Source organism: Pseudoduganella umbonata (assembly GCF_014192225.1).
Lineage (GTDB): Bacteria > Pseudomonadota > Gammaproteobacteria > Burkholderiales > Burkholderiaceae_D > Rugamonas > Rugamonas umbonata.
Genome location: NZ_JACHXS010000002.1, coordinates 681,533 through 704,137, shown reverse-complemented (window position 1 = coordinate 704,137; position 22,605 = coordinate 681,533). Strand labels below are relative to the sequence as shown.

Annotated in this window: 16 protein-coding genes and 1 pseudogene; 7 read left to right on the top strand and 10 right to left on the bottom strand. The window is 66.9% G+C overall.

Going from position 1 to position 22,605, the window contains the following annotated elements:
- Positions 1 to 74: 74 nt before the first annotated feature.
- On the top strand, positions 75 to 3,128 hold the full coding sequence (locus FHS02_RS08155) for a ligand-binding sensor domain-containing diguanylate cyclase (RefSeq protein ID WP_137317490.1): 3,054 nt from the start codon (positions 75 to 77) through the stop codon (positions 3,126 to 3,128).
- 18 nt (positions 3,129 to 3,146) lie between these two features.
- Here FHS02_RS08155 and FHS02_RS08150 read toward each other — a convergent pair whose 3' ends face one another.
- Positions 3,147 to 4,805 carry a methyl-accepting chemotaxis protein gene (locus tag FHS02_RS08150; protein ID WP_137314538.1) on the bottom strand — a complete coding sequence of 553 codons (1,659 nt, stop codon included), beginning with the start codon at positions 4,803 to 4,805 and terminating at the stop codon, positions 3,147 to 3,149.
- Positions 4,806 to 5,105: 300 nt separating this feature from the next.
- Here FHS02_RS08150 and FHS02_RS08145 point away from each other — a divergent pair, with 300 nt between their 5' ends.
- The 5 genes and pseudogenes from FHS02_RS08145 (at position 5,106) to FHS02_RS08125 (ending at position 11,111) form a co-directional block, all read left to right on the top strand.
- Complete coding sequence (locus FHS02_RS08145; RefSeq protein ID WP_175424828.1) at positions 5,106 to 5,882, top strand: PEP-CTERM sorting domain-containing protein; 777 nt, start codon at positions 5,106 to 5,108, stop codon at positions 5,880 to 5,882.
- Positions 5,883 to 6,136: 254 nt separating this feature from the next.
- Positions 6,137 to 7,103 (top strand): annotated as a pseudogene (locus FHS02_RS08140) (IS1595 family transposase).
- 140 nt (positions 7,104 to 7,243) lie between these two features.
- Complete coding sequence (locus FHS02_RS08135) at positions 7,244 to 7,771, top strand: (2Fe-2S)-binding protein (RefSeq protein WP_137314540.1); 528 nt, start codon at positions 7,244 to 7,246, stop codon at positions 7,769 to 7,771.
- Positions 7,768 to 8,826: an FAD binding domain-containing protein gene (locus FHS02_RS08130; protein ID WP_137314541.1), complete on the top strand. Its 1,059-nt coding sequence runs from the start codon at positions 7,768 to 7,770 to the stop codon at positions 8,824 to 8,826. The genes FHS02_RS08135 and FHS02_RS08130 overlap by 4 nt, the downstream gene beginning before the upstream one ends.
- A complete protein-coding gene (locus FHS02_RS08125; protein WP_137314542.1) occupies positions 8,823 to 11,111 on the top strand; it encodes a xanthine dehydrogenase family protein molybdopterin-binding subunit in 2,289 nt (762 codons plus the stop codon). The genes FHS02_RS08130 and FHS02_RS08125 overlap by 4 nt, the downstream gene beginning before the upstream one ends.
- Positions 11,112 to 11,216: 105 nt before the next feature.
- Here FHS02_RS08125 and lpxO read toward each other — a convergent pair whose 3' ends face one another.
- Positions 11,217 to 12,116, bottom strand: a complete 900-nt coding sequence (lpxO, locus tag FHS02_RS08120) for a lipid A hydroxylase LpxO (RefSeq protein WP_137314543.1) — start codon at positions 12,114 to 12,116, stop codon at positions 11,217 to 11,219.
- A gap of 192 nt (positions 12,117 to 12,308) precedes the next feature.
- Between lpxO and FHS02_RS08115 the strand changes: the two genes are divergently transcribed.
- Positions 12,309 to 13,244, top strand: coding sequence for a PLP-dependent cysteine synthase family protein (locus FHS02_RS08115; protein ID WP_137314544.1), 936 nt, complete (start codon positions 12,309 to 12,311; stop codon positions 13,242 to 13,244).
- Here FHS02_RS08115 and FHS02_RS08110 read toward each other — a convergent pair.
- From FHS02_RS08110 to paoA, 8 genes are all read right to left on the bottom strand, one after another.
- Positions 13,195 to 14,070: a cytochrome c oxidase assembly protein gene (locus FHS02_RS08110; protein WP_137314545.1), complete on the bottom strand. Its 876-nt coding sequence runs from the start codon at positions 14,068 to 14,070 to the stop codon at positions 13,195 to 13,197. The two genes, FHS02_RS08115 and FHS02_RS08110, sit on opposite strands and share 50 nt — an antisense overlap.
- Before the next feature lie 137 nt (positions 14,071 to 14,207).
- Positions 14,208 to 14,837 carry a cytochrome c oxidase subunit 3 gene (locus FHS02_RS08105; protein WP_229422221.1) on the bottom strand — a complete coding sequence of 210 codons (630 nt, stop codon included), beginning with the start codon at positions 14,835 to 14,837 and terminating at the stop codon, positions 14,208 to 14,210.
- Positions 14,834 to 16,765, bottom strand: coding sequence for a cytochrome c oxidase subunit I (gene ctaD / locus FHS02_RS08100; RefSeq protein ID WP_137314546.1), 1,932 nt, complete (start codon positions 16,763 to 16,765; stop codon positions 14,834 to 14,836). The genes FHS02_RS08105 and ctaD overlap by 4 nt, the downstream gene beginning before the upstream one ends.
- Positions 16,762 to 17,874, bottom strand: coding sequence for a cytochrome c oxidase subunit II (gene coxB, locus FHS02_RS08095; RefSeq protein WP_137314547.1), 1,113 nt, complete (start codon positions 17,872 to 17,874; stop codon positions 16,762 to 16,764). The genes ctaD and coxB overlap by 4 nt, the downstream gene beginning before the upstream one ends.
- Positions 17,875 to 18,082: 208 nt before the next feature.
- Entirely contained in the window at positions 18,083 to 18,505 is a 423-nt protein-coding gene (locus FHS02_RS08090; RefSeq protein ID WP_137314548.1) for a DUF4019 domain-containing protein, read from the bottom strand.
- 91 nt (positions 18,506 to 18,596) lie between these two features.
- The gene (paoC, locus tag FHS02_RS08085) at positions 18,597 to 20,795 is read right to left on the bottom strand and encodes an aldehyde oxidoreductase molybdenum-binding subunit PaoC (protein WP_137314549.1); all 2,199 of its coding nucleotides are present in this window, start codon (positions 20,793 to 20,795) and stop codon (positions 18,597 to 18,599) included.
- 4 nt (positions 20,796 to 20,799) lie between these two features.
- Complete coding sequence (locus tag FHS02_RS08080; RefSeq protein WP_137314550.1) at positions 20,800 to 21,753, bottom strand: FAD binding domain-containing protein; 954 nt, start codon at positions 21,751 to 21,753, stop codon at positions 20,800 to 20,802.
- Positions 21,750 to 22,394 (bottom strand): aldehyde dehydrogenase iron-sulfur subunit PaoA, encoded by a 645-nt coding sequence (paoA, locus tag FHS02_RS08075; RefSeq protein ID WP_137314551.1) that lies wholly within the window; start codon positions 22,392 to 22,394, stop codon positions 21,750 to 21,752. The genes FHS02_RS08080 and paoA overlap by 4 nt, the downstream gene beginning before the upstream one ends.
- Between the last annotated feature and the right edge of the window lie 211 nt (positions 22,395 to 22,605).

The window sequence follows — 22,605 nt, the reverse complement described above, 5'->3', positions numbered from 1 at the left end:
AAAACAAATACTGGCATAATCGCCAGATGCGCGCTCCCATCCTCTACCTCGCGCGGCCGCTGCGGGCCGCCGCAATGTCAGCCCTCACCGTGCTCGTGATGCTGGCGTCCCCGCCTCCGGCGGCGCTGGCCGAAACGGCCGCACCGCCGACGCTGCGTTTCAAGAAACTGGGGCCGCTCGGCCACGACGAGCCGTCCATGCTGTCGCTGCTGCAGGACCGCCAGGGCTTCATGTGGATCGGCACCCACGTGAACGGCCTGTACCGCTACAACGGCTACGGCGTGGTGCGCTACCAGAGCCGGGCCAACGATCCGAAAAGCCTGCCGCACGACCGTGTCTCCACGCTCTTCGAAGACCGGCAGGGCCGCATCTGGGCCGGCACGCAGGACGGCCTCGCGCTGTTCAATCCGGCAAGCAACGATTTCACCGTGTACGCGGCGCCGCAGGGCCCGAAGAACCGCGGCATCATCAAGCAGATCGTTGCCGACGGCAGGGATGGCATGTGGCTCGCCAGCTGGGGCGGCCTGCAGCACTTCGATCCCGCCACCGGCAAGTTCACGGTCTACCAGCACGATGCGCAGCGGCCGGGCAGCCTGGCCAGCAACGACGTGAATGCCCTCGCCCGCGATGCGCAAGGCGGGCTGTGGGTCGCCACGTGGCCGGGCGGCCTCGATTACCTGCCGCCGGGCGGTACCGAATTCGTCCATCACCATGTCGACCCCGCCGGGTCGGCCGATCCGCGCACCAACATCGTCCGTGCGCTGCACTTCGATGCCGGCGGCGCATTGTGGATCGGCACCGAGAGCGGCGTACTGCGCTGGGATGGCAAGGGGGACTGGAGCACCCGCAAGCAGGTGCCGGCGCCGAACAGCCGCGTGACCAGCTTCTATATCGACCGCAGCGGCACGCTGTGGGCCACTACGCTTTCCGCCGGCCTGTTGCGCTGGAACGCGGCAGCGGGCACGTTCACGCAATACCGCCACACGCCGAACGACCCGTATTCGCTGCCGGGCGACAGCACGCGGGCAATGCTGCAGGACCGCAGCGGCATGCTGTGGGTGGCCACGTTCACCGACGGCATCAGTCTCGTCAACCTGAACAGCAGCGGCTTCGCCCGCTACGTGCCGCAGCATGGCGCGCCCAGCGGTGTCGCGGTCAGTAACGAGGTGCTGGCCGTGGCGCGCGCGCCGGACGGCAAGCTCTGGCTGGGCGGCAATGTGGGCATCAGCCTGTTCGACCCGGCCGCCAATACCGTGGTGCGGCGCTACACCTCCGATCCGCGCCAGCCGGGCTCGCTGTCGCAAAATATCGTCTACAGCCTGTACCAGGGTGCCGACGGACCGCTGTGGGCCGGCACCTCGAATGGCCTGAACCGCCTGGACAACCCGGCCGGGCCGTTCAAGGTGATCCAGTTCGGCAATCCGGCCAGCAATTACATCAACGCGATCGCGCCGGGCCGCGGCGGTATCCTGTGGCTGGCCACCGGCAACAGCCTGATCCGCTACGAACCGGCCACCGGCCAGCACCGGATGTTCCAGAACGACCCGGCCGACCCGGCCAGCCGCGCCGTCAACGGCACCTCGTCCGTGCTGGAAGACCGGGCCGGCCGGGTATGGATGGGTTCCGAGTGGAATGGCGGCGGCCTCGACCTGCTCGATCCGAAGACCGGCAAGTTCCGCCACTTCACCCGCGCCGACGCGCCCGGCAGCCTGGCCGACGACAACATCTCGTCGCTGCACGAGGATTCGCTGGGCCGTATCTGGATCGGCACCGCGAAAGGCTTGCAGCAGGTGGTACAGTCCGGCGATTCGATCACGTTCCGCTCGTACACCGAAGCGACCCGCGGTGCCAAGATCCTGTCGATCCGCAGCGACCTGGACGACCAGCTGTGGGCCAGCACGATCGTCGGCCTGTTCCGCATCGATCCCGCGACGGCGAAGGCCACGCTGTACACGGCGGCAGACGGCATGACCGACGGCTTCACCGTCAATTCGTCGACGCCGGGACCGGACGGCATCCTGTACTTCGGCGGCGTGCACGGCCTGACGGCGGTGTCGCCGCGCGACGTGCGCAGCCAGTCGGTTCCGCCGCAGCTGTCCATTACCGACATCAAGGTCTACAACCGCTCGCTGGCCGAACCGGGCCCGCACGCCGGCGTGACGCTGGACGGCACGGTCACGGCACCGCGCGCGCTGACGCTGTCCTCCCGCACGCCGGCATTCTCGATCGAATTCGCGGCGCTGCATTACACGGAACCGGGACTGAACCGCTACGCGTACCGGCTCGAAGGCTTCGACCGCGACTGGGTGGAAACGGATGCCTCGCGCCGTGCCGCCACCTACACCAACCTCGATCCGGGGCGCTATGTGTTCCGCGTGAAGGCGGCGAACCACCGCGGCCAGTGGAGCTCGGAGCCGGTCACGCTGACGGTGACGATCACGCCGCCGTTCTGGGAAACATGGTGGTTCCGCATGCTGGCCGCCGCGCTGGCGCTGCTGCTGCTGTGGGCCGCCTGGCACTGGCGCGTGCGCCGGCTCAAGCGCGTCAACCGTTCGCTGGAAGACCTGGTGCGGGCGCGCACCGCCGCGCTCGAAGAGTCGCACCTGAAACTGGCGGCGCAATCGACGACGGACGGGCTGACGGGCGTGACCAACCGCCGCGCCTTCGATGCCCGGCTCGATGCCGAGTGGCGCCGCGCGGCGCGCACCGGCCAGGTGCTGGCGCTGGCGATGGTGGACCTGGACTGGTTCCGTCAATACAACGAGCGCTACGGGCATGCCGCCGGCGATGCCGCACTGCGCGCGGTGGCCGAGGTGCTGGCGCGGCACGCGCGGCGCACCACCGACTTCCTGGCCCGCCACGGCGGCGAGGAATTCGTGCTGCTGTGGGTGGCCGGCGACGCGGCCGCCGCGCAGAACGAAGCGCAGGCGATCTGCGCCGACGTGGCCGCGCTCGCCATGCCGCACGAGGACTCGCCGCTGGGCAAGCTCACCGTCAGCATCGGCGTGGCCGCGCTGCGGCCGCTGTCCGAAGGCCGCGAGGAACTGTTGCGGCGCGCCGAGGAGGCGCTGGCGAAGGCCAAGCTGCGGGGCAAGAACGGCGTGGTGGTCGCGGCGGCGGAGGCCTGAGGGCCGGCCGGGGTTCAGCTAGTACGTCTCCCACTCGTCTTTCCCGCCCATCCGGGGCAGCGCCGGACGCGCGGCCGCGGCCCGTACCGGCGCCACGACCGCCTGGGCGGCAACCCCCGCCATCGCATCGGCGTTGACGCGGAACGTGGCGACCAGTTCGGCCAGCCGCGTGGCCTGCCGCTGCATCGCCTCGGCGGCGGCGGCCGACTCTTCGACCAGCGCGGCATTCTGCTGCGTGGCCTGGTCCATCTGCACCACCGCCTCGTTGACCTGCTCGATACCGGCGCTCTGTTCGTTGCTGGCGGCGCTGATCTCGCTGACGATATCCGATACCCGCGCGATGCTGGCCACGATGTCGCGCATCGTATTGCCGGCTTCGTCGACGAGGCGCGCACCCGCATCGACCTTCTCGACCGAATCGCCGATCAGCTGCTTGATGTCCTTCGCCGCGGCGGCCGAGCGGTGCGCCAGGTTGCGCACCTCGGTAGCGACGACGGCGAAGCCCCTGCCCTGCTCGCCGGCACGGGCCGCTTCCACGGCCGCGTTCAGCGCCAGGATATTGGTCTGGAACGCGATGCTGTCGATGGTGCCGATGATCTCCACGATGCGCTGCGACGCCGCATTGATCGACGCCATCGTGCCGACCACTTCGCCCACCACCTGCCCGCCGCGCACGGCGATGCCGGATGCCGACTGCGCCAGCTGGTTGGCCTGCCGCGCGTTGTCGGCGTTCTGGCGCACCGTCGACGTCAGCTCCTCCATCGACGACGCCGTTTCCTCCAGCGAGCTGGCCTGCTGCTCGGTGCGCGACGACAAGTCCTGGTTGCCGGCCGCGATCTGGCCGGACGCGGTGGAAATCGTCTCGGTGCCGGCACGCACCTGTGCCACCAGGCTTTGCAGGCTGGCCGTCATGTCCTGCAGCGCCGCCATCAATTCGCCCGTCTCGTCGCGCGAACGCACGTGGATCGACCGTGTCAGGTCGCCACCGGCCACGGTGCGCGCCACGTCGACCGCTTCGCGCAAGGGCTTCGCGACGATGCCGGCCACCCACAGCGCCAGGGCGATGCCGGCCGTGACCGCGCCCGCCAGCAGCACGATCGTCCACATCCGCGTGTTCTCGTACAGCTGCGTGGCCGCCGCGCTGGCACGGTCGCCGCCTTCCACGTTCAGGCGCACGAGCTGCTCGAGCGTACCGTTGATTTCGCGCAGCATGCGCGACGCGGGACCGTTGGAGACGGCCCTGGCTTCGTCGCCGTTGCCGGCGCGGGCCAGTGCCATCAGATTGCCGTGCTCGACCAGAAACGATTGCCAGCTGCCGCGAAAACTGTCGAACAGCGCGCGCTCCTCGGCGCTGGAGATCAGCTTTGCGTAGTTATCCAGGTTGGTTCGCGACGCCGCCATCAGGGTTTCCATCTGCTGGACGATGCGGTTCCTTTCCTCCGGATCCTCGGCCATCAGGAACGCCAGCTCCTGGCGCCGCAGGTCGCCCACGTCGGCGCGCACCTGCATCACGGCACGCACGCTCGGCAGCCAGTTCTCCGCCAGGTCGTCGGACGCCTGGTTGATGCGCGACATCGACTGAAGGCATGCGATGCCGAGCACCAGCATCATCAACTGCACGACGGCAAACGCGATCAGCAGCTTGCGGGCGATCTTCAGGTCACGAAACCATTGCATGGCCTACTCCTCATCCAAGGGATGGCGGGCGCCGGTCCGGCTGGCCGGCGTCGCGACACGGCAAGCATGCCATGCATGGCGCAAGCGGGGAGCCACGCTGGCAGGCGATCCCGGACGGACCGCACAGGTTTGTGTTTTGGATTGTGTTTTAGATTGTGTTTTAAATTGTGTTTTAAGCAGGCAACTATTAATTCCTTGTTGAAATAAGATTTAACTTTGGGTAGACTGCTGGACATGGCCCAATGGTTGCCATCCTTCCACCTCTGCCCCCGCCCCGACAGAGCACCCTTCCAGGATGTTATGAACTACACGACGATGACGAAAACGCTGCTGCTGTGCACGGCGCTGGCGGTTGGCGCGGCCGCGCATGCCAAGAACAACAGCAGCAATAACAGCAGCAGCAGCAGCAGCAGCAGCCACGGCAGCAGCAATAACAGCCACGGCAGCAGCAATGCTGGCCAGGGTACCGGCAATACCGTGCAAGAAGAGAAGGCACCGTCGATCGGCAACGCCAGCGCGGACGATGTGAAACTGGAAAAAGTCGGCGCGGACAGGTTCGCCTTTTCCGCCGAAAACCCGATGCAGCATGGCGGTAACACGGCCGGCTTCGCGGGCGCGTTCGGCACCGGCGCGTGGAGCGTGCTGGGCACCGTGGAAGGCACGGGCAATCTGGTGGACAAGGACAAGAACGACCTGTTCGCTTTTTCCTTCACCGGCGCGGGCAGCACCAGCGGCACCTGGACGATCACGAATACCAGCAAGGCCACTGACGCCGTCCTCGACCTGACCGTGGCGATCCATGCGTCCAATGCCAGCACCGCCTTCCTGTTTGAAAACCAGACGGTGGCCGGCGGCCAGACGCTGAACGGTACCTGGCAGATCGAATGGCAGAACACCGGCGGCAATGTACCCGGCTTCTCGAACCTGGTGTTCTTCGGCCGCGAGTCGGCCGGTAACGTGGCGCTGCTGCCAGTACCGGAGCCGGCAACGCTGCCGATGGTGCTGGCCGGCCTTGCCGTCGTGGGCACCGCCGCATGGCGCCGCCGCGGCAAGCGCACCGGTGGCGTTGTTGCATGAATGGGACATTTCCCACTTGAAGTGCGGATTTCCTTCTTGAAATTTTGAAAAATCCTGTCTATTATCAGTAACAGATTTCAACGCTTCGGTTCTCCCGGAGTGCCGGAATAACAATCAAGAACACCTCGTTGTACCCTCGGGCCCGCAGTGCGAACTGCGGGCTTTTTTCTTGGCGCTGTCACCCGAGCCTGTGGGGTGAGCTGAACCATTCGCTGCAATCGCTGTCTCAGATCGTATTAACGATGGAGGCGGCGATGCATGACGGCGTTTTCAACAGCTTGCTGGAACGATTGCGCGGGCAACTCGACGGGTTCTCCGGCGTCCAGCTGGCGACATTGCGCGCCCTGCTCGAGTCGGCCTCGTCACTGGCGGCCTGCCTGGAACTGATCGAAAAGTTCGGCCGGCCCTGCGACCGTTGTCCGCATTGCGCAGCTACTTGCATCCACCGTCACGGCAGCACTGGCGGCCTGCAACGCTACCGCTGCCTGACGTGCCGCCGTACTTTCAATGCCTTGACCGGTACACCGTTCGCTTTTCTGCGCCTGCGCGGAAAATGGCTGCCGTTCCTGCAGGCGGTGCTCGATTCGCGCACCGTCCGGGGCGCCGCCAAAACCACCGGTATCCACCGCAATACCAGCTTTCGCTGGCGCCATCGTTTCATGGGCAGCGCACGGCACGACCGGCCACCCCGGCTGCAAGGCATCGTCGAGGCGGATGAGACCTATTTGCTCGAATCGCAAAAAGGCAGCCGGCACCTGGACCGGCCGGCGTGGCGGCAAGGCCAGGCGGCGCGGCATCTCCAACGAACTCGACTGCATTCTCGTGGCACGCGACCGTGACGGGAAAACCCGGGATTTCGTCTGCGGCCGCGGCCTGGTCACGGCGCGGCAGCTCGAGAGCCACCTGTCGCCAGTCCTTGCCGCCGATGTCCTGCTGGTGTCGGACAGCGCTGCCGCGTACCGCACGTTCGCGCGCCGTGCCGGCATCGTGCATGAAGCTGTCAATTTGAGGGCAGGCATGCGCACCCGCGGCGCCATCCACCTGCAACATGTGAACGGCTATCACAGCCGCTTTCATGGCTGGCTGTCGCGGTTCAATGGCGTGGCGAGCAAATACCTGCCGAACTACCTGGGCTGGCGCCATGGCCTCGACGGGCAGCGCTGGCTGGCTCCGGCTGACTGCCTGATCGCCGCGCTGTGCGGCAATTGCTCCGTTTCTTGATGACCTGGCGAAACTTCCACAGGTTCAGGTGACAGCGCTTTTTTCTTTTCGCGAAATATCTGTGTGTGTGCGCGCACCAAGCGCGGCCGATGTGCGCGCTACCGTGATGCCTTTCATGAAATAGACTGAAAGGGCACGCCATGGGAGCTTCCCCGCGCTGCCCGCTGACGATCACCGTCAACGGGCAACAGCACACGATGGACATCGAAACCTGGGTCACCCTGCTCGATCTGTTGCGCGAGCGCCTGGGTTTGACAGGCACGAAAAAGGGCTGCGACCACGGCCAGTGCGGCGCCTGCACGGTGCTGGTCGACGGCCGCCGCATCAATTCCTGCCTGACGCTGGCCGTAATGAACGACGGCCGCGAGGTCACCACGATCGAGGGCCTGGCACAGGGCGCGGCGCTGCATCCGGTGCAGCAGGCATTCATCGAGCACGATGCCTTCCAGTGCGGCTACTGTACGCCGGGGCAGATCTGTTCGGCGGTCGGCCTGATCCACGAGGGCCGCGCCACCAGTTCGGCCCAGGTGCGCGAGCTGATGAGCGGGAACATCTGCCGCTGCGGCGCCTATCCGCAGATCCTGCGCGCCGTGTCCCAGGCGGCCGGGGTGCCGGAGGACAGCGACAATGCCGAAGGCCCCGTCATTACCGGAACGGTGCCGGCATGAACCCGTTCGCCTACGACCGCCCGGCCACCGTGGAGGCCGCACTGCAAGACATTGCCGCGAACGCCAATGCCCGCGACAGGACCGCCAATCAACATGAGATCCGCTTCGTTGCCGGCGGCACCAACCTGCTCGACCTGATGAAGGAAGGCGTGACGATCGCGCCGCACCTGGTCGACATCAACCGGCTGCCACTGGACGCCATCGAGGAAACCCCGGATGGCGGCCTGCTGCTGGGCGCCCTCGCCCGTAACGCCGACACCGCGTACCACCCGCTGGTGGAAGCGCGCTATCCGCTGCTGTCGGCCGCGATCCTGGCCGGCGCCTCGCCGCAGTTGCGCAACATGGCCAGCAACGGCGGCAACCTGCTGCAGCGCACCCGCTGCTGGTATTTCTACGACGTGGCGACGCCCTGCAACAAGCGCACGCCAGGCACCGGCTGTTCCGCCAACGGCGGCATCACGCGCCAGCACGCGATCCTGGGTGCCAGCGAACAATGCATCGCCACCCACCCTTCCGACATGTGCGTGGCGCTGGCCGCGCTGGAAGCGGTGGTGCGCGTGGAGTCGGTGCGCGGCAAGCGCGAGATCCCGTTCGCCGAGTTCCACCGGCTGCCCGGCGACCGGCCCGACATCGACACCACGCTGGAGCCCGATGAACTGATCACCGGCATTGCATTGCCCGATGCGTCGAGGTTCGTCGCGCATTCCGCTTACCTGAAGCTGCGCGAACGGCTGTCGTACGCCTTCGCGCTGGTGTCGGTGGCGGCCGCGCTGGACATAGGCGACGACGGCAGGATCGCCGGCGCCCGCATCGCGCTGGGCGGCGTGGCCCACAAGCCATGGCGCCTGCCGGAAGCGGAGCAGCTGCTGGAAGGCGCCGTGCCGGGCGACGAAGTGTTCGGCCGCGTGGCCGACGCGCTGCTGCACGGCGCCGTGGGACGCGGCGCCAACGACTTCAAGATTCCGCTGGCCCGCAACGCCATCGTGCGCGCGCTGCACGTGGCCAGCCGGGGAACGGTGACAAACCAGGATATCGACGCAGGAGAAGGCCAATGACGGATCTGATCGAAGCATTGCAGGCGCCGACGGCGGACCGCGGCACGGGCGCCGTCCGCACCGGCACGCCGGTCTCGCGGGTGGATGGCCGCGCCAAGGTGACGGGCCAGGCGAAATACGCCGCCGAACATCCGGCACCGGACCTGGCGTACGGCGTGGTCGTCAGCTCGCCGGCCGCCAAGGGCAGGATCGTGTCGATCGACACGCGCGCCGCGCTGGCGGTCGCCGGCGTGGTGGAGGTTTTAACGCACAAGAACCGCCCGAAGATCCGCTCGTTCGACATCGCCTACAAGGACATGACGGCGCCGGCCGGCTCGCCGTTCCGCCCGCTGTACGACGACCATGTGATGTACAGCGGCCAGCCGCTGGCCCTGGTGGTGGCGGAAACGTTCGAGGCGGCGCGGTATGCGGCGTCGCTGGTGACGTTCGAGATCGCCGCCGAGCCGCACGGCACCAAGCTCTCGGCCAACCTTGACCGCGCCTACAAGCCGAAGCCGCTGAAGGCGGGCTTCGAGCCGCCGCCGGACGAGAAAGGCGATACCGACGCCGCCTTCGATGCCGCCCCCGTGAAGATCGACGCGGAATTCTACAGCGGCGTGGAGCACCACAATCCGATGGAACTGTTCGCCTCCACCGTGATCCGCGGTGAGGACGGCCACCTCACCATCTACGACAAGACGCAGAGTTCGCAGAACAGCCGCTGGTACGTGTCGCACGTGTTCGGCCTGTCGAAGAACAAGGTCACCGTGCGCAATACCTACGTGGGCGGCGCGTTCGGTTCCGGCCTGCGGCCGCAGTACCAGCTCACGCTGGCCGTGATGGCTGCGCTGCACCTGAAGCGCTCCGTGCGGGTGGTGCTGACGCGCCAGCAGATGTTCACCTTCGGCCACCGGCCGGAAACCGTGCAGCGGGTCAAGCTGGCCGCCGAGCGCGATGGCACGCTGCGCGCGATCTGGCACCAGGCGATCGCCGAAACCTCGCCGATCGAGGATTACGTGGAAGTGGTCGTCAACTGGTCGGGCCTGCTGTACGCCTGCGACAACATCAAGCTCGACTACAAACTGGTGAAACTCGACCAGTACACGCCGATCGACATGCGCGCTCCCGGCGCGGCGCATGGCGTGCATGCGCTCGAAGTGGCGATGGACGAACTGGCGTACGCGCTGAAGATGGACCCGCTGGCACTGCGCCTGAAGAACTACGCCGAGCGCGTGCCGATCGAGGACAAGCCCTACTCCAGCAAGGAACTGCGCGCCTGCTACGAGCTGGGCGCGAAGCAGTTCGGCTGGGACCAGCGGCCGCTGGAACCGCGTTCGCGGCGCGAAGGCACGGAGCTCGTCGGCTGGGGCATGGCGACCGGCGTCTGGGATGCGATGCAGATGTTCGCCCGCGCCAGCGCGGTGCTGCATGCGGACGGCAAGCTGGTGGTCTCCAGCGCCGCCACCGACATCGGTACCGGCACCTACACCGTGATGGCGATGATCGCCGCCGAAGCGATGGGCCTGCCGCTGGAAGACGTAACGTTCCAGCTGGGCGACTCCACGCTGCCGGTGGCACCGATCGAGGGCGGCTCGTCGCACGTGACCACGGTGGGATCGGCCGTCGCCGGCGTCTGCGAAAAGCTGCAGAAGACCCTGTTCAAGCACGCACAGAAGCTGCGCGGCTCGCCGTTCGCCGACGTGAAACTGAAGGACGTGGAATTCGTTGGCGGCACGCTGCGGCTGAAGCACCGGCAAGAAGCGGCGCTGCCTTTGAGCGCGATCATGAACGACAGCGGGCTGGTCAAGCTGGAAGAAAAATACCTGATGCTGCCCAACATGCTCAAGCAGCGCAAGTTCCGCCGGCTGGTGCACTCCGCAGTATTCGTCGAAGTGCGTGTCGACGAGCAGACCGGCATGGTGCGCGTGACGCGTGTCACCAGCGCGATCGCCGCCGGCCGCATCATGAACACGAAGACGGCAACCAGCCAGATCACCGGCGGCATCGTGTGGGGCATCAGCCAGGCGCTGCACGAAGAGTCGTATGCCGACCACCGGCTGGGCCGCTTCATGAACCACAACTATGCCGAATACCACGTGCCGGTGAATGCCGACATCCATGCGATGGACGTGATCTTCGTCGAGGAAGACGACCGGATCGTCAGCCGGCTGGGCGCCAAGGGCGTGGGGGAAATCGGCCTGGTCGGCGTGGCCGCCGCGATCAGCAACGCCATCTGGCACGCCACCGGCAAGCGGCTGCGCAGCACGCCGATGACGCCGGACAAGGTGCTCGGCGGGGGGCCGTAACAGTCTGTGGCGTAAAAACAAAATGGGGACGTACCCCATTTTTCACGCAATGTTTCTCGGAAAATGGGGTACGTCCCCATTTTCCGAGCAACTTTTGATGGCGGGTCAGATGTAATAGATCAGCGCACCCAGGCCGACGATCAGCGCCACCTTGGTGAGCTTGTACGCGGTCTTGTTCCACGCCTTGTAGCGCCGGCGGTAGATGCCGGCGTAGTGGGAAATGCGGAACAGCTTCGACACCATGCCCACCTGGTCGCCCGTTTCGTTCGGCGAGGCGGCCGCCGTCATCATCGTGCGGCCCAGGAAGCGGTTGACGGCTTGCGCCCAGCGGAAGCGCATCGGGCGTTCCACGTCGCAGAACAGGATGATGCGGTCGCTCTCGCTGCCGTTGATGGCCCAGTGGATGTAGGTCTCGTCGAACATCACGCCCTGGCCGTCGCGCCAGCTGTGGCGCACACCGTCGACGTCGATGAAGCAGCGGTCGTCGTTCGGCGTGGCCAGGCCCAGGTGATAGCGCAGCGAGCCGGCGAACGGGTCGCGGTGCGGGTTCAGCTTGCCGCCCGGCGGCAGTTCCGCGAACATGGCCGCCTTTACCGATGGAATACCCTGCAGCAGCGCATGCGTCTTCGGGCACAGCTCGGCCGCCGACGGGTGGCTGGCGTTGTACCACTTCAGGTAGAAGCGCTTCCAGCCCGCCTTGAAGAAGGAGTTGAAGCCGGCGTCGTCGTTCTTTTCGGAAGCCTTGATCTTTTGCAGCCGGATCAGGTTTTCCGCTTCTTCACGGATCACCTGCCAGTTCTCCTGCAGCGGCGCCAGCTCCTTGAAGTCCGCCACGGGCAGGTAGGGCGTGGACGGCACGCGCGAGAAGAAGTGCATGAAGATATTGATCGGTGCCATGAACGACGAGTGGTCGAACAGCTGGCGGCCGATCGGCAGCCGCACCTTGCCGCGGAAGTGGATGTGCAGAACGGACAGGATATAAAAACCGACCAGGGCCCATTTCATTGCGCTTACCTCGAGTATTGCCGAAACCGGCCATTCTAACGCAGCTTTCCACGGCGGGTTCGCGGCGCGGCCGCGGCACTGCCGGCGTTATGCCTTTTTGGCAATAGATTATGCGGTTTCCATCCAGGCGCGCGCTGCCGGCAAGATAACGATGTTAAAATTTCCCACAGGAAAACATTGCAAGGTACAAGCATGTCTGTGTCCGAACGCACGTCGCAGGTCCATGGTTCCGTGCTCGATGCCATCGGCAATACGCCGGTGGTGCGCCTGCAGCGGCTGTTCCGCGACCACGACGTGGTGGCCAAGCTCGAGTTCATGAACCCCGGCGGCAGCATCAAGGATCGGATGGTGCGCTACATGCTGCGCTACCTGCCGGCCGGCGTCGAGCACGTGGTGGAAAGCTCGTCGGGCAATACCGGTGCGGCGCTGGCGATGGCGGCCGCGGTGCGCGGCTTGCGCTGCGACGTCACGGTGCCGGACCGTACCAGCACGGAAAAAATCCGGCGCATCGAGGCCTACGGCGCCCAGGTGCACATGTGCGCGTCGAGCCTGGCGGAGGCGCACGAACACAGTTACTACAGCATGGCCGAGAGCATCGCCGCCGAGCATGGCGCCTTCCACCTCGACCAGTATCGCTCGGCACTGAACCGCCAGGCCCACTATACGGATACGGCGCCCGAACTGTGGTTCCAGCTCGACGGGCGGATCGACTGCTTCGTGTGCGGCATCGGCTCGGGCGGCACCATTTCCGGCATCGGCCGCTTCCTGAAGGAACGCGACCGCCGCATCACCGTGATCGGCGTCGAGCCGCTGCACTCGTCGTACCGGGAGGCGGTCACCGGCGCGGCGCCCGACGAAGACGGCACGTTCGGCACCGTGATCGAGGGAGTCGGCAAGCGCGCGCCGTCCGGCACGTTCGACGCGGCCGTGGTCGACGACGTGATCCAGGTGCCGGACGACGTGGCCGTCGACTTCTGCCACCGCCTTGCGCGCGAGGAAGGCATCCTGGCCGGCGGTTCGTCCGGCTGCGTGGCCGCCGGCATTGCACGCCTGCTGCCCAGGCTGTCCGGCCGGGTGGTCACGGTTTTCCCGGATTCGGGCGCGAACTACCTGTCCAAGTATTTCTGACCGGGGCCAGCCAGCGCAGGCACAGCGCCAGGCCGGCGATCACGTAGGCCAGCCCGCCCGGGATCCACATGATCAGGCCGCCCAGCTGCTGGTCTTCCAGCGGCATCAGGCCGAACGCCAGCGGCCCGTCGCCATAGGCCGGGTACCACACCGTGTTCGACAGCGCGAACAGCGCGCCGAGCGCGCCCGTGTGCATCATCGTCGTGAACAGGTACAGCATGGCCGGCCCGGGCGCCGGGCCGCGCGCCCCCAGCACCGCCCACCAGAACAGCAGTGCGGGAAACAGGAAGCTGGCATGCTGCCAGGCGTGCACGGTGTCGTCGGCAAGGGCCAGCTGGAACAGCGGCGGCGCGTGCCATACCCACAGCGCGGCGAAGTGGATCAGCCAGGCGGCCAGGGGCCGGGTAATGGCTTGCCATGCGACAGCCCAGGGACGCCAGTGCACGCCGTGGCCGACGGCGCGGCGCCACGACGCCGGCAGCCCCCACAGCCACGGTCCGAACGGCCGCCCCAGTACCAGCAGCGGCGCCGCCACGATCATCAGCAGCTCGTGCTGCACCATGTGCGCCGCGAACAGCATGCCGCCGGCCGGATCGAGCGGCGACGCCAGCGCCGCGGCCATGGCCAGCCAGCCGGCGGCGAAATACGCGGCGCGGCCCAGCACCGCCCGCCTGCCCTGCCCCAGCCGCGGCCACAGTTTCGCCACGCCGGCCGCGTACAGCAGCAGCGACAGCACCAGGCTGGCCAGCACCCACCAGTCGGCACCCCAGGCCAGCGGCGCGGGTCCGGTGCCCGGCACGATGTGTGCCGACGCGACTGCCGGCATGAGCAGGAAACCGGCAACGTAGAAGCATCTGGTGTCCGGCACCAGCAGCGGAAAGTTGCTCGGAAAATGGGGTTCGCCGGGACGCCGGACCGCCCCATTTTTCAAGCAACTTTCTGTGCACTGCAGGTGCTGTCCCATTACATCCGCGCGCCGAAGTAGACGGTGGCATAGATCGGCAGCCAGCTGCCCACCACGAAGTACCAGTACCCGGCGTTTTCGCTGACGTCGACGAAGCGCTTGCCGTCCAGCGGCCCGGTGTGCATCAGCACCGTCAGCACGGCCGAATCCCACATGTCGGTGATCAGGTGCATCGTGTGCAGGCCGATCATCATCCAGACGACGGAGCCGTAGGCGTCGTCGTCCCATGCACAGTTCAGGGCGGTGAATTCCAGCGCGCGCACGGCCAGGAAAGCGGCGGAGAACACCATGCACCAGAGCAGGCCGATGCGCACGCCGCGCAGGTCCAGCCGTTCTGCGGCGCGCCGGGCCATCTCGTTGGGGATCATGCTGAGCAGCAGCACGGCCGTGTTGAGCGTGCCCCACAGCAGGTCCGGCGGCAGGCTGCCCGACAGCGGCCATGCATCGGCCAGCCCGCGCAGGTAGAAGTAGGTGACGATAATCAGTGCAAAGACGGTCGATTCGATCGCCACCAGGCCCAGCGTGCCCCACCACATCGGGCTGCGGTGCCCGAACGCGAACGTGGGCAGGTGGCCCACGTGCAGCGCGCGGGGATCGTCCCCACCCTTGCCGGATGCGTCGTTCTTCACGGCCGCACCTCGCGCCGGTGCCGGATCTCGCTCTCGCTTTTCCTCGGCCAGAACCAGAACGTGGCGGTGATCGCCACCGGCAGCGAGGCCCACACCACGGCCCATGGCGTGAAGATCGAGCCGACGAAGAACACGGTGGTGGCCAGCGCCGTGACGAATGGCCACGGCGATGGCGTCGGCATCAGCATCCGGTGATCCGGCTCGGCCGCCGTCACGCTCGTCAGCAGCACTTCGCGCAAGCCCGGATCGATGCCCGCCACCCGGTCCGGCAGCGCGGCCGGCTGCCACAATGGATAACGGCCGTGTACCACCGGCAGCATGTCGAAGTTGGCGGCCGGCGGCGGCGATGCTGCGCGCCACTCGAGCGTGCCGGCGCCCCACGGATCGGCGCCGGCCGGTGCGCCGTGGCGCCGGCTGCGCCACGCGTTGACGATGAACAGCAGCACGCTGGTGGCGATCATGAACGCCCCGGCGGTGGCACCCAGGTTGATCGCGTTCCAGCCCATGCCGTCCGGGTAGGTGTATACGCGGCGGGGCATGCCTTCCAGGCCCAGCACGTGCATCGGGAAAAACGTCACGTTGAAGCCGGTGAAGAACAGCCAGAACTGCCACTTGCCCAGCTTCTCGCTCATCATCCGCCCGGTGAACTTCGGGTACCAGTAATAAAACGCGCCGAACAGCGGGAACACGGCGCCGCCCATCAGCACGTAGTGCAGGTGGGCGACGACGAAATACGTGTCGTGCAGCTGCGTGTCGAGCGAGACCGAGGCCAGCATCAGCCCCGTCAGGCCGCCCGCCAGCAGGATGACGAAAAACGCCAGCACGAACAGCAGCGGCGTGCGCAGGTCCAGGCGCCCGGTCCACAGCGTGGCCAGCCAGCAGAAGATCTGCGCCGCCGTCGGGATCGCGATCATCAGGCTGGCGGCCGTGAAGAACACCTTGCCCAGTTCCGGCAGGTTGGTGGCGAACATGTGGTGCACCCACAGGCCGAACGACAGGAAGCCGGTGGCGATCAGCGCCAGCACCATGACGCGGTAGCCCACCATCGGCCGCCGCGAAAACGTGGCAACGATGGCCGAGATCACGCCCAGCGGCGGGATGAAGATCAGGTACACCTCGGGGTGGCCGAAGAACCAGAACAGGTGCTGCCACAGCAGCGCGTCGCCGCCCAGCTCCGGGTCGTAGAAATGGGTGTCCACCAGCCGGTCGGTGATCAGGGCGGTACTGGCCAGCATCACGGCCGGCATCGCGAACAGCACGATGAACGAGGTGACCAGCATGGCCCATGCGAACAGCGGCATGCGGTCCAGCGTCATGCCCGGCGCGCGCATCTTGAAGATCGTGACGATGATGACGATGGCTTCCATCAGCGCCGACGTTTCGGTGAACGTGATCATCTGTGCCCAGATGTCGACCCGCTTGCCGGGCGAGTAGTCGCCATTTGCCAGCGGCACGTAGGCAAACCAGCCGGCATCGGGACCCATGCCGATCAGGAATGCCGCGTACAGCATCACGCCGCCGAACAGGAAGATCCAGAACGCGAACGCGTTCATGCGCGGGAAGGCGACCGTGCGCGTGCCCAGCATCAGCGGCAGCAGCCAGATGCCGATGGCCTGCATGACCGGCACGGCGAACAGGAACATCATCGTGGTGCCGTGCATCGTGAACAGCTGGTTGTACAGGTCCGGCCCGATCAGCCGGCTGTCCGGCCGCGCCAGCTGCAGGCGCATCATCAGTGCCAGGATCCCGCCGAGGACGAAAAAGGCAAAGGCGGTGTAGATGAAGCGCGCGGCGATGGTCTTGTGGTTGACGGCGCTCAGCCAGCCCCGCAGTCCGGGCGGGTCGCGCCAGGTCTGTTCCAGCAGGCCGGCGGGATCGGCACCGGGTGCGGTGGAACCGGCGGGAATGGCGGGAGCGGTGTCGCTCATTCCAGGCTCTCCAGGTAATCGAGCAGCGCGTGCATGTCGCGCGCCGGCAAAGGGCTGGGCGGCATGTTCGCGCCCAGCTTGAAGCGGTGCGGGTCGACGATCCAGGCCTGCAGGTTGGCGCGGTCGTTCGGCAGCATGCCGGCGGCCAGCGTGGGCCGGCTGGCCAGGTGGGTCAGGTCCGGCCCCAGCGTGCCGTTGGCCATGGTGCCGGCGATCGTGTGGCAGGCCGCGCAGGCGGCGCGCACGAACACCTCGCGCCCGAGCCGCCGGCTGTCGCTGGCCGGTTCCGGCGCGGCCCTGCCGCGCGCCTGCGCCCAGCGCTCGTACTGCGCCGGCGCCACGGCCGTTACCGGCAAGGCCATCAGCGCGTGCTGCAGGCCGCAGAATTCGGCGCACTGGGCGCGATAGACGCCGGGCTTGTCGGCCCGCAGCGAGATCGTCGCGGTGCGGCCGGGAATCATGTCGCGCTTGCCGGCCAGGTTCGGCACCCACAAGGTATGGATCACGTCGCGGCTCTTCAACGTGACGACGACCGGCCGGCCGACCGGCACGTGCAGCTCGTTGGCGGTGGTCACGCCTTCGTCCGGGTAGCGCACTTCCCACCAGAACTGGTGGCCGGTCAGCTCGATTTTCACGGCCTCGTTCAGCGGCAGCCGGGCCAGCATGCGGCCGGTCCACACGTCCGCCACCAGCAGCATGACCAGGCCCACGGTGGCGATCGCGGTGGCCAACAGCACCGTGCGGTGCACGCGGCGCTCGGGCTGGTGCAGCGGTGCCAGGTCCGGCGGCAGGCTTGATGGCAGGCTTGAGGACAGGCTTGACGACGGGCGTGACGACAGGCTTGTCGAATCAGCCGCCGCCTGCCGTGCCTCGCGGGCGCGCCGGAAAGCCACCAGCAACGCCACCAGCAGCGCCAGCACGATCGCCGCGAATACCGCCGCGCACAGCGCCAGCGTAAAGTTCCACAGGCTGAAGATCGTTTCGGCCTGCACGCCGGCCGGCTGCAGCGCGCTCTGCCGCGCTACCTGGGCCGCGGCGCGGGATGGCAGCCAAGAAATCGGCAGCAAAGCGGTCGGCAGCAGGGAAGCCAGGGAGCGCAGGCAGGGCATGTTTGCATTTTTATAACGCGGTAGTTCGACTCTGCCAAAAATCCCGGCACCGCGACGCACGGCTGTGGCAGCTCCACCACACCCCGAAAACCGGTGACAGTCCGCAGCGGCGGACCGTCCAGTTTTTTGAAACATTTCAAATCAACTGGTGTCTGTCACCGGTTTTGCTTGAAACATTTCAAATTAACTGGTGTCTGTCACCGGTTTTCTACTTGAGGAAGTATCCCGACACGCGCCATTTGCCGTCGGCTTCCAGCATCGGCGTCACGGTTTCCACGGCGTTGGCGCGGTCGGCGAAGCGTGTGGTGTATTGCAGCACCACGTACTGGCCCTGCGGTGCGCCGGGCAGCGTGGTCGTGTAGGTGGACGAGGCCAGGCTGCGTTCCTGGAAGGCGCCGACCGGCATGCGCGCGGCGCGGCCGCCCTGCTCCCATTGCGCGATGCTGACCGCCTTGCGCAGCGGCTCGGCGGCCTGCTCCCACGATGCCTTGTACTGGCCGGCATCCACCAGCGCCAGCCATTCTTCGGCCGCGCGCTTCGCTTCATCGATGGCCTGCCGGTCCTGCGCATGGGAGCAGGCGGCGGCGGTCAACAATATCGAGGAGAACAGTGCGGCGGCAAAAGGCTTCATGGCGATCCTTTCATGGTGGGTTGAACGGCGCGGGCACTGTGCCCGCGCCGACCACGATCTTACGGCAAGCGCCGCATGAAGACGCCGCGTGCTATGCCACCTGCGGCAGCTTGTCGAGCAGCTTGTCCAGCGTGACCGGATACTCGCGGACCCGCACGCCGGTGGCGTTGTAGATCGCATTGGCGACCGCCGCCGCCACGCCGCAGATACCCAGCTCGCCCACGCCCTTGGCCTTCATCGGCGACGACATCGGGTCCGTCTCGTCGAGGAAGATCACTTCCTGGTGCGGGATGTCGGCATGCACCGGCACCTCATACGTGGCCAGGTCGTGGTTGACGAAGAAGCCGATGCGCTTGTCGACGGCCAGCTCTTCCATCAATGCCGCGCCGGCGCCCATCGTCATCGCGCCGATCACCTGGCTGCGCGCCGATTTCGGATTCAGGATGCGGCCGGCCGCGCAGACGGCCAGCATGCGCCGGATGCGTACTTCGCCCGTGTAGGCATCGACGGCCACTTCGACGAAATGGGCGCCGAACGTCGATTGCTGGAACTTCTTGTCGAGGTCGCCGTACTCCATCTTGTCCTCGGCCACCAGTTCGCCGCCGGCGGCCGCCTCCCGCAGGGGCACCGACTTGCCGCCGGCACGCACGGCGCCGTCGGCGAATTGCGCATCCGCGGCCAGGCCCAGTTTCGCCGCGACCGCCTCGCGCAGCTTCACGCAGGCCGCATACACGCCGGCGGTGGAACTGTTGCCGCCCCACTGCCCGCCCGAACCGGCCGAGACGGGGAAATCGGAATCGCCCAGTTTCACCACCACCTGCTCCAGCCCCACGCCCATCATTTCAGCGGCGGTCTGCGCGATGATCGTGTAGCTGCCGGTGCCGATGTCCGTCATGTCCGTTTCGACGGTGACGACGCCCTTGCCGTCCAGCCGCACGCGCGCGGCTGACTTCTGCACGAGGTTGTTGCGGAACGCCGAGGCCACGCCCAGGCCGATCAGCCAGCGCCCTTCGCGCACCTGGGCCGGCTGCGCATTGCGCTTGTTCCAGCCGAATTTTTCCGCGCCGGTGCGCAGGCATTCGACGAAGCGCCGCTGCGAGAACTTGCGCGTGCGCTTTTCCGGATCGACAGTGGTGTCGTTGACGATGCGCAGCGTGACCGGGTCCATCTTCAGTTTTTCCGCCAGTTCGTCGACGGCGATTTCCAGCGCCATCAGGCCCGGCGCCTCGCCCGGCGCGCGCATCGCATTCCCCTCGGGCAGGTCGAGCACGGCGAGATTCAGCCGCGTCAGCCGGTGCGCGCCCGCGTACAGCAGGCGGGTTTGCTGGACGGCCGTTTCCGGCTTGCCATCAGGCAGGTCGCCGGACCAGCTTTCGTGGGCGATCGCCGTGATGCGGCCTTCGCGCGTGGCACCGATGCGGATGCGCTGGATCGTGGCGGGACGGTGCGTGGTGTTGTTGATCATCAGCGCACGCTGCAAGGCCACCTTGACGGGCCTGTTCGCCTGCTTCGCGCCCAGCGCGGCCAGCAGCGCTTCGGCGCGCACGAACAGCTTGCCGCCGAAACCGCCGCCGATGTACGGCGACACCAGCCGCACCTTGTCCTTCGGGATGCCGAGGGTTTTCGCCAGGTCGCCCTTGCCCCAGTCGATCATCTGGTTCGACGTCCACACGGTGAGCTTGTCGCCCTCCCATGCGGCGATCGACGCATGCGGCTCCATCATCGCGTGCGACTGGTCCGGCGTGGTGTAGGTGGCGTCGAGCTTCACCGGCGCGCTGTCGAACGCCGACTGGAAATTGCCGGTTTTCGTTTCAGGGTCTTCTTCCTTCTTCGGCACCTTGGCCGAATCCTTTGCCTTGGCCAGGTCGTACTCGCCCTTGATCGGCGAATATTCGACGCGCACCAGGCCCGCGGCGGCACGCGCCTGCTCGAACGTTTCCGCGACCACCAGCGCCACGGCCTGGTGGTAATGCTCGACCAGCGGTCCGGCCAGCAGCTTGGCCGTGTTGTAGTCGCCCTTTTCCAGCTTGCCGGCATTCTCGTGGGTGACGACGGCGATCACGCCGGGCGCGCGGCGTGCGGCGGCGGCATCGATCGACGTGATGCGCCCTTTCGCGATCGTGGCGCCGACCACGTAGCCGTAGGCGGCGTTCGGCACCACGTCGTGCCGCTCGTACGCGTAACGCGCGGTGCCGGTGGTTTTATAGGGGCCGTCGATCCGGTCGACCGGCTTGCCGACCACCTTCAGCTGGTCGATCGGGTTGGTGGTGGCGGGAGTGGTGAATTTCATCGCATTAACCTTTCTTCGCTTCCGCCAGCACCGCATCGATGGTGCGCTGGACGAGGGGAACCTTGAACGCGTTGTCGTGCATCGGTTTGGCGCCGGCCAGCAGCTGCTCGGCCACGGCACGGCCGCCGCGTGGCAGGCCCTGGTCCGCCGCCGGCACGCGCCACGGCTTGTGGGCGATGCCGCCTACCGCCACGCGGCCCGTGCCGTCCGGCTGCACGATGGCGGCCACCGACACCAGGGCGAATGCGTAGGAAGCGCGGTCGCGTACCTTGTGGTACAGCTGCCGGCCGCCGGCCGGTCTCGGTAGCGTTACCGCGGTAATCAGCTCGCCGGGGGCGAGGGCGTTTTCGATGTGCGGCGTGTTGCCCGGCAGTTTATGGAAGTCGGCAATCGGGATCGTGCGCGTCGCGCCGTTCGGCTGTACCGTCTCCACGCTGGCATCGAGCACCGCCATCGCCACCGCCATGTCGCTCGGGTGCGTGGCGATGCAGGCATCGCTGGTGCCGACGATCGCATGGTGGCGCGTGAAACCGCCGATCGCCGAACAGCCGCTGCCCGGCTTGCGCTTGTTGCACGGCTGCGCGGTATCGTAGAAATACGGGCAGCGCGTGCGCTGCAGCAGGTTGCCGGCCGTGGTCGCCTTGTTGCGCAACTGGGCCGAGGCGCCGGCCAGCAATGCGCGCGACAGCACGCCGTAGTCACGGCGCACGCGTTCGTCCGCCGCGAGATCCGTATTGCGCACCAGCGCGCCCACGCGCAGGCCGCCGTCGCGCGTGGGCTCGATCTTGTCGAGGTCCAGGCCGTTGACGTCCACCAGGTGCGGCGGCGTTTCGATTTCCAGCTTCATCAGGTCCAGCAGGTTGGTGCCGCCGGCGATGAAGCGTGCGCCAGGCACGCGCGCGGCGGCGGCCGCAGCCTCCGCCGGGGTACGCGCCTTCTCATAGGTAAATACCTTCATGCCGGCCTCCCGGACACTTCGACGATCGCATCGACGATGTTCGAATATGCGCCGCAGCGACAGATGTTCCCGCTCATCCGTTCGCGGATTTCCAGCTCGGTGAGCGGCGGGCGTTTCGTCAGGTCGGCGGTCACGTGGCTGGGAATGCCCTTTTTGATCTCGTCGAGCACCGACACGGCCGAACAGATCTGGCCGGGCGTACAGTAGCCGCACTGGTAGCCGTCGTGCTTGACGAAGGCGGCCTGCATCGGGTGCATCTTCTCGGGGGTGCCGAGGCCTTCGATGGTGGTGATCTCCGAGTTTTCATGCATCACCGCCAGCGTCAGGCAGGAATTGATGCGGCGGCCGTCGGCGATCACCGTGCAGGCGCCGCACTGGCCCTGGTCGCAGCCTTTCTTGGTGCCGGTCAGGTGCAGCTGTTCGCGCAGCAGGTCCAGCAAGGTGGTGCGGGTATCCACGGCAACGCTGTGCTGCTGGCCGTTGACCTTCAGCGTGACCTTCGAGGAAACGGGTGTCTGGGGCGGGTTCGCTGCTGTGTTGGCGGCAGGCTGGGCGCCTGCAACCGAGGGCACGGCGGCGGCCGTGGCGGTCAGTGCGCCGGCGATCAGCAGGTCGCGCCGGGTCGTGTCGATATCATCCATGTATTGGCATCCTTAGGGCGTTGGGGTATGGCCGGAATGGTTCGCTGCGGGCAAGCGGGCTCGTGGCCGGACGGGGAACCGTCAATGATAGTAATGGCAATATGGAAAATGGCTCCACACGGTTGGGATGCCTGTAGGAGCATGCCGATAGCACACAATTAAAGACTGTTCCCGACGGTGCGGAAAAGCCGGCACCGCGCTGGCGCCTTCG

Bases quoted from the DNA above. Each gene is read 5' to 3' on its own strand.
- FHS02_RS08145 (WP_175424828.1), top strand. From the start codon at position 5,106: ATGAACTACACGACGATGACGAAAACGCTGCTGCTGTGCACGGCGCTG.
- FHS02_RS08155 (WP_137317490.1), top strand. From the start codon at position 75: ATGTCAGCCCTCACCGTGCTCGTGATGCTGGCGTCCCCGCCTCCGGCG.
- FHS02_RS08090 (WP_137314548.1), bottom strand. From the start codon at position 18,505: ATGAAGCCTTTTGCCGCCGCACTGTTCTCCTCGATATTGTTGACCGCC.
- FHS02_RS08130 (WP_137314541.1), top strand. From the start codon at position 7,768: ATGAACCCGTTCGCCTACGACCGCCCGGCCACCGTGGAGGCCGCACTG.
- ctaD (WP_137314546.1), bottom strand. From the start codon at position 16,765: ATGAGCGACACCGCTCCCGCCATTCCCGCCGGTTCCACCGCACCCGGT.
- paoC (WP_137314549.1), bottom strand. From the start codon at position 20,795: ATGAAATTCACCACTCCCGCCACCACCAACCCGATCGACCAGCTGAAG.
- paoA (WP_137314551.1), bottom strand. From the start codon at position 22,394: ATGGATGATATCGACACGACCCGGCGCGACCTGCTGATCGCCGGCGCA.
- lpxO (WP_137314543.1), bottom strand. From the start codon at position 12,116: ATGAAATGGGCCCTGGTCGGTTTTTATATCCTGTCCGTTCTGCACATC.
- FHS02_RS08080 (WP_137314550.1), bottom strand. From the start codon at position 21,753: ATGAAGGTATTTACCTATGAGAAGGCGCGTACCCCGGCGGAGGCTGCG.
- FHS02_RS08125 (WP_137314542.1), top strand. From the start codon at position 8,823: ATGACGGATCTGATCGAAGCATTGCAGGCGCCGACGGCGGACCGCGGC.
- FHS02_RS08135 (WP_137314540.1), top strand. From the start codon at position 7,244: ATGGGAGCTTCCCCGCGCTGCCCGCTGACGATCACCGTCAACGGGCAA.
- FHS02_RS08150 (WP_137314538.1), bottom strand. From the start codon at position 4,805: ATGCAATGGTTTCGTGACCTGAAGATCGCCCGCAAGCTGCTGATCGCG.
- FHS02_RS08115 (WP_137314544.1), top strand. From the start codon at position 12,309: ATGTCTGTGTCCGAACGCACGTCGCAGGTCCATGGTTCCGTGCTCGAT.
- FHS02_RS08110 (WP_137314545.1), bottom strand. From the start codon at position 14,070: ATGCCGGCAGTCGCGTCGGCACACATCGTGCCGGGCACCGGACCCGCG.
- coxB (WP_137314547.1), bottom strand. From the start codon at position 17,874: ATGCCCTGCCTGCGCTCCCTGGCTTCCCTGCTGCCGACCGCTTTGCTG.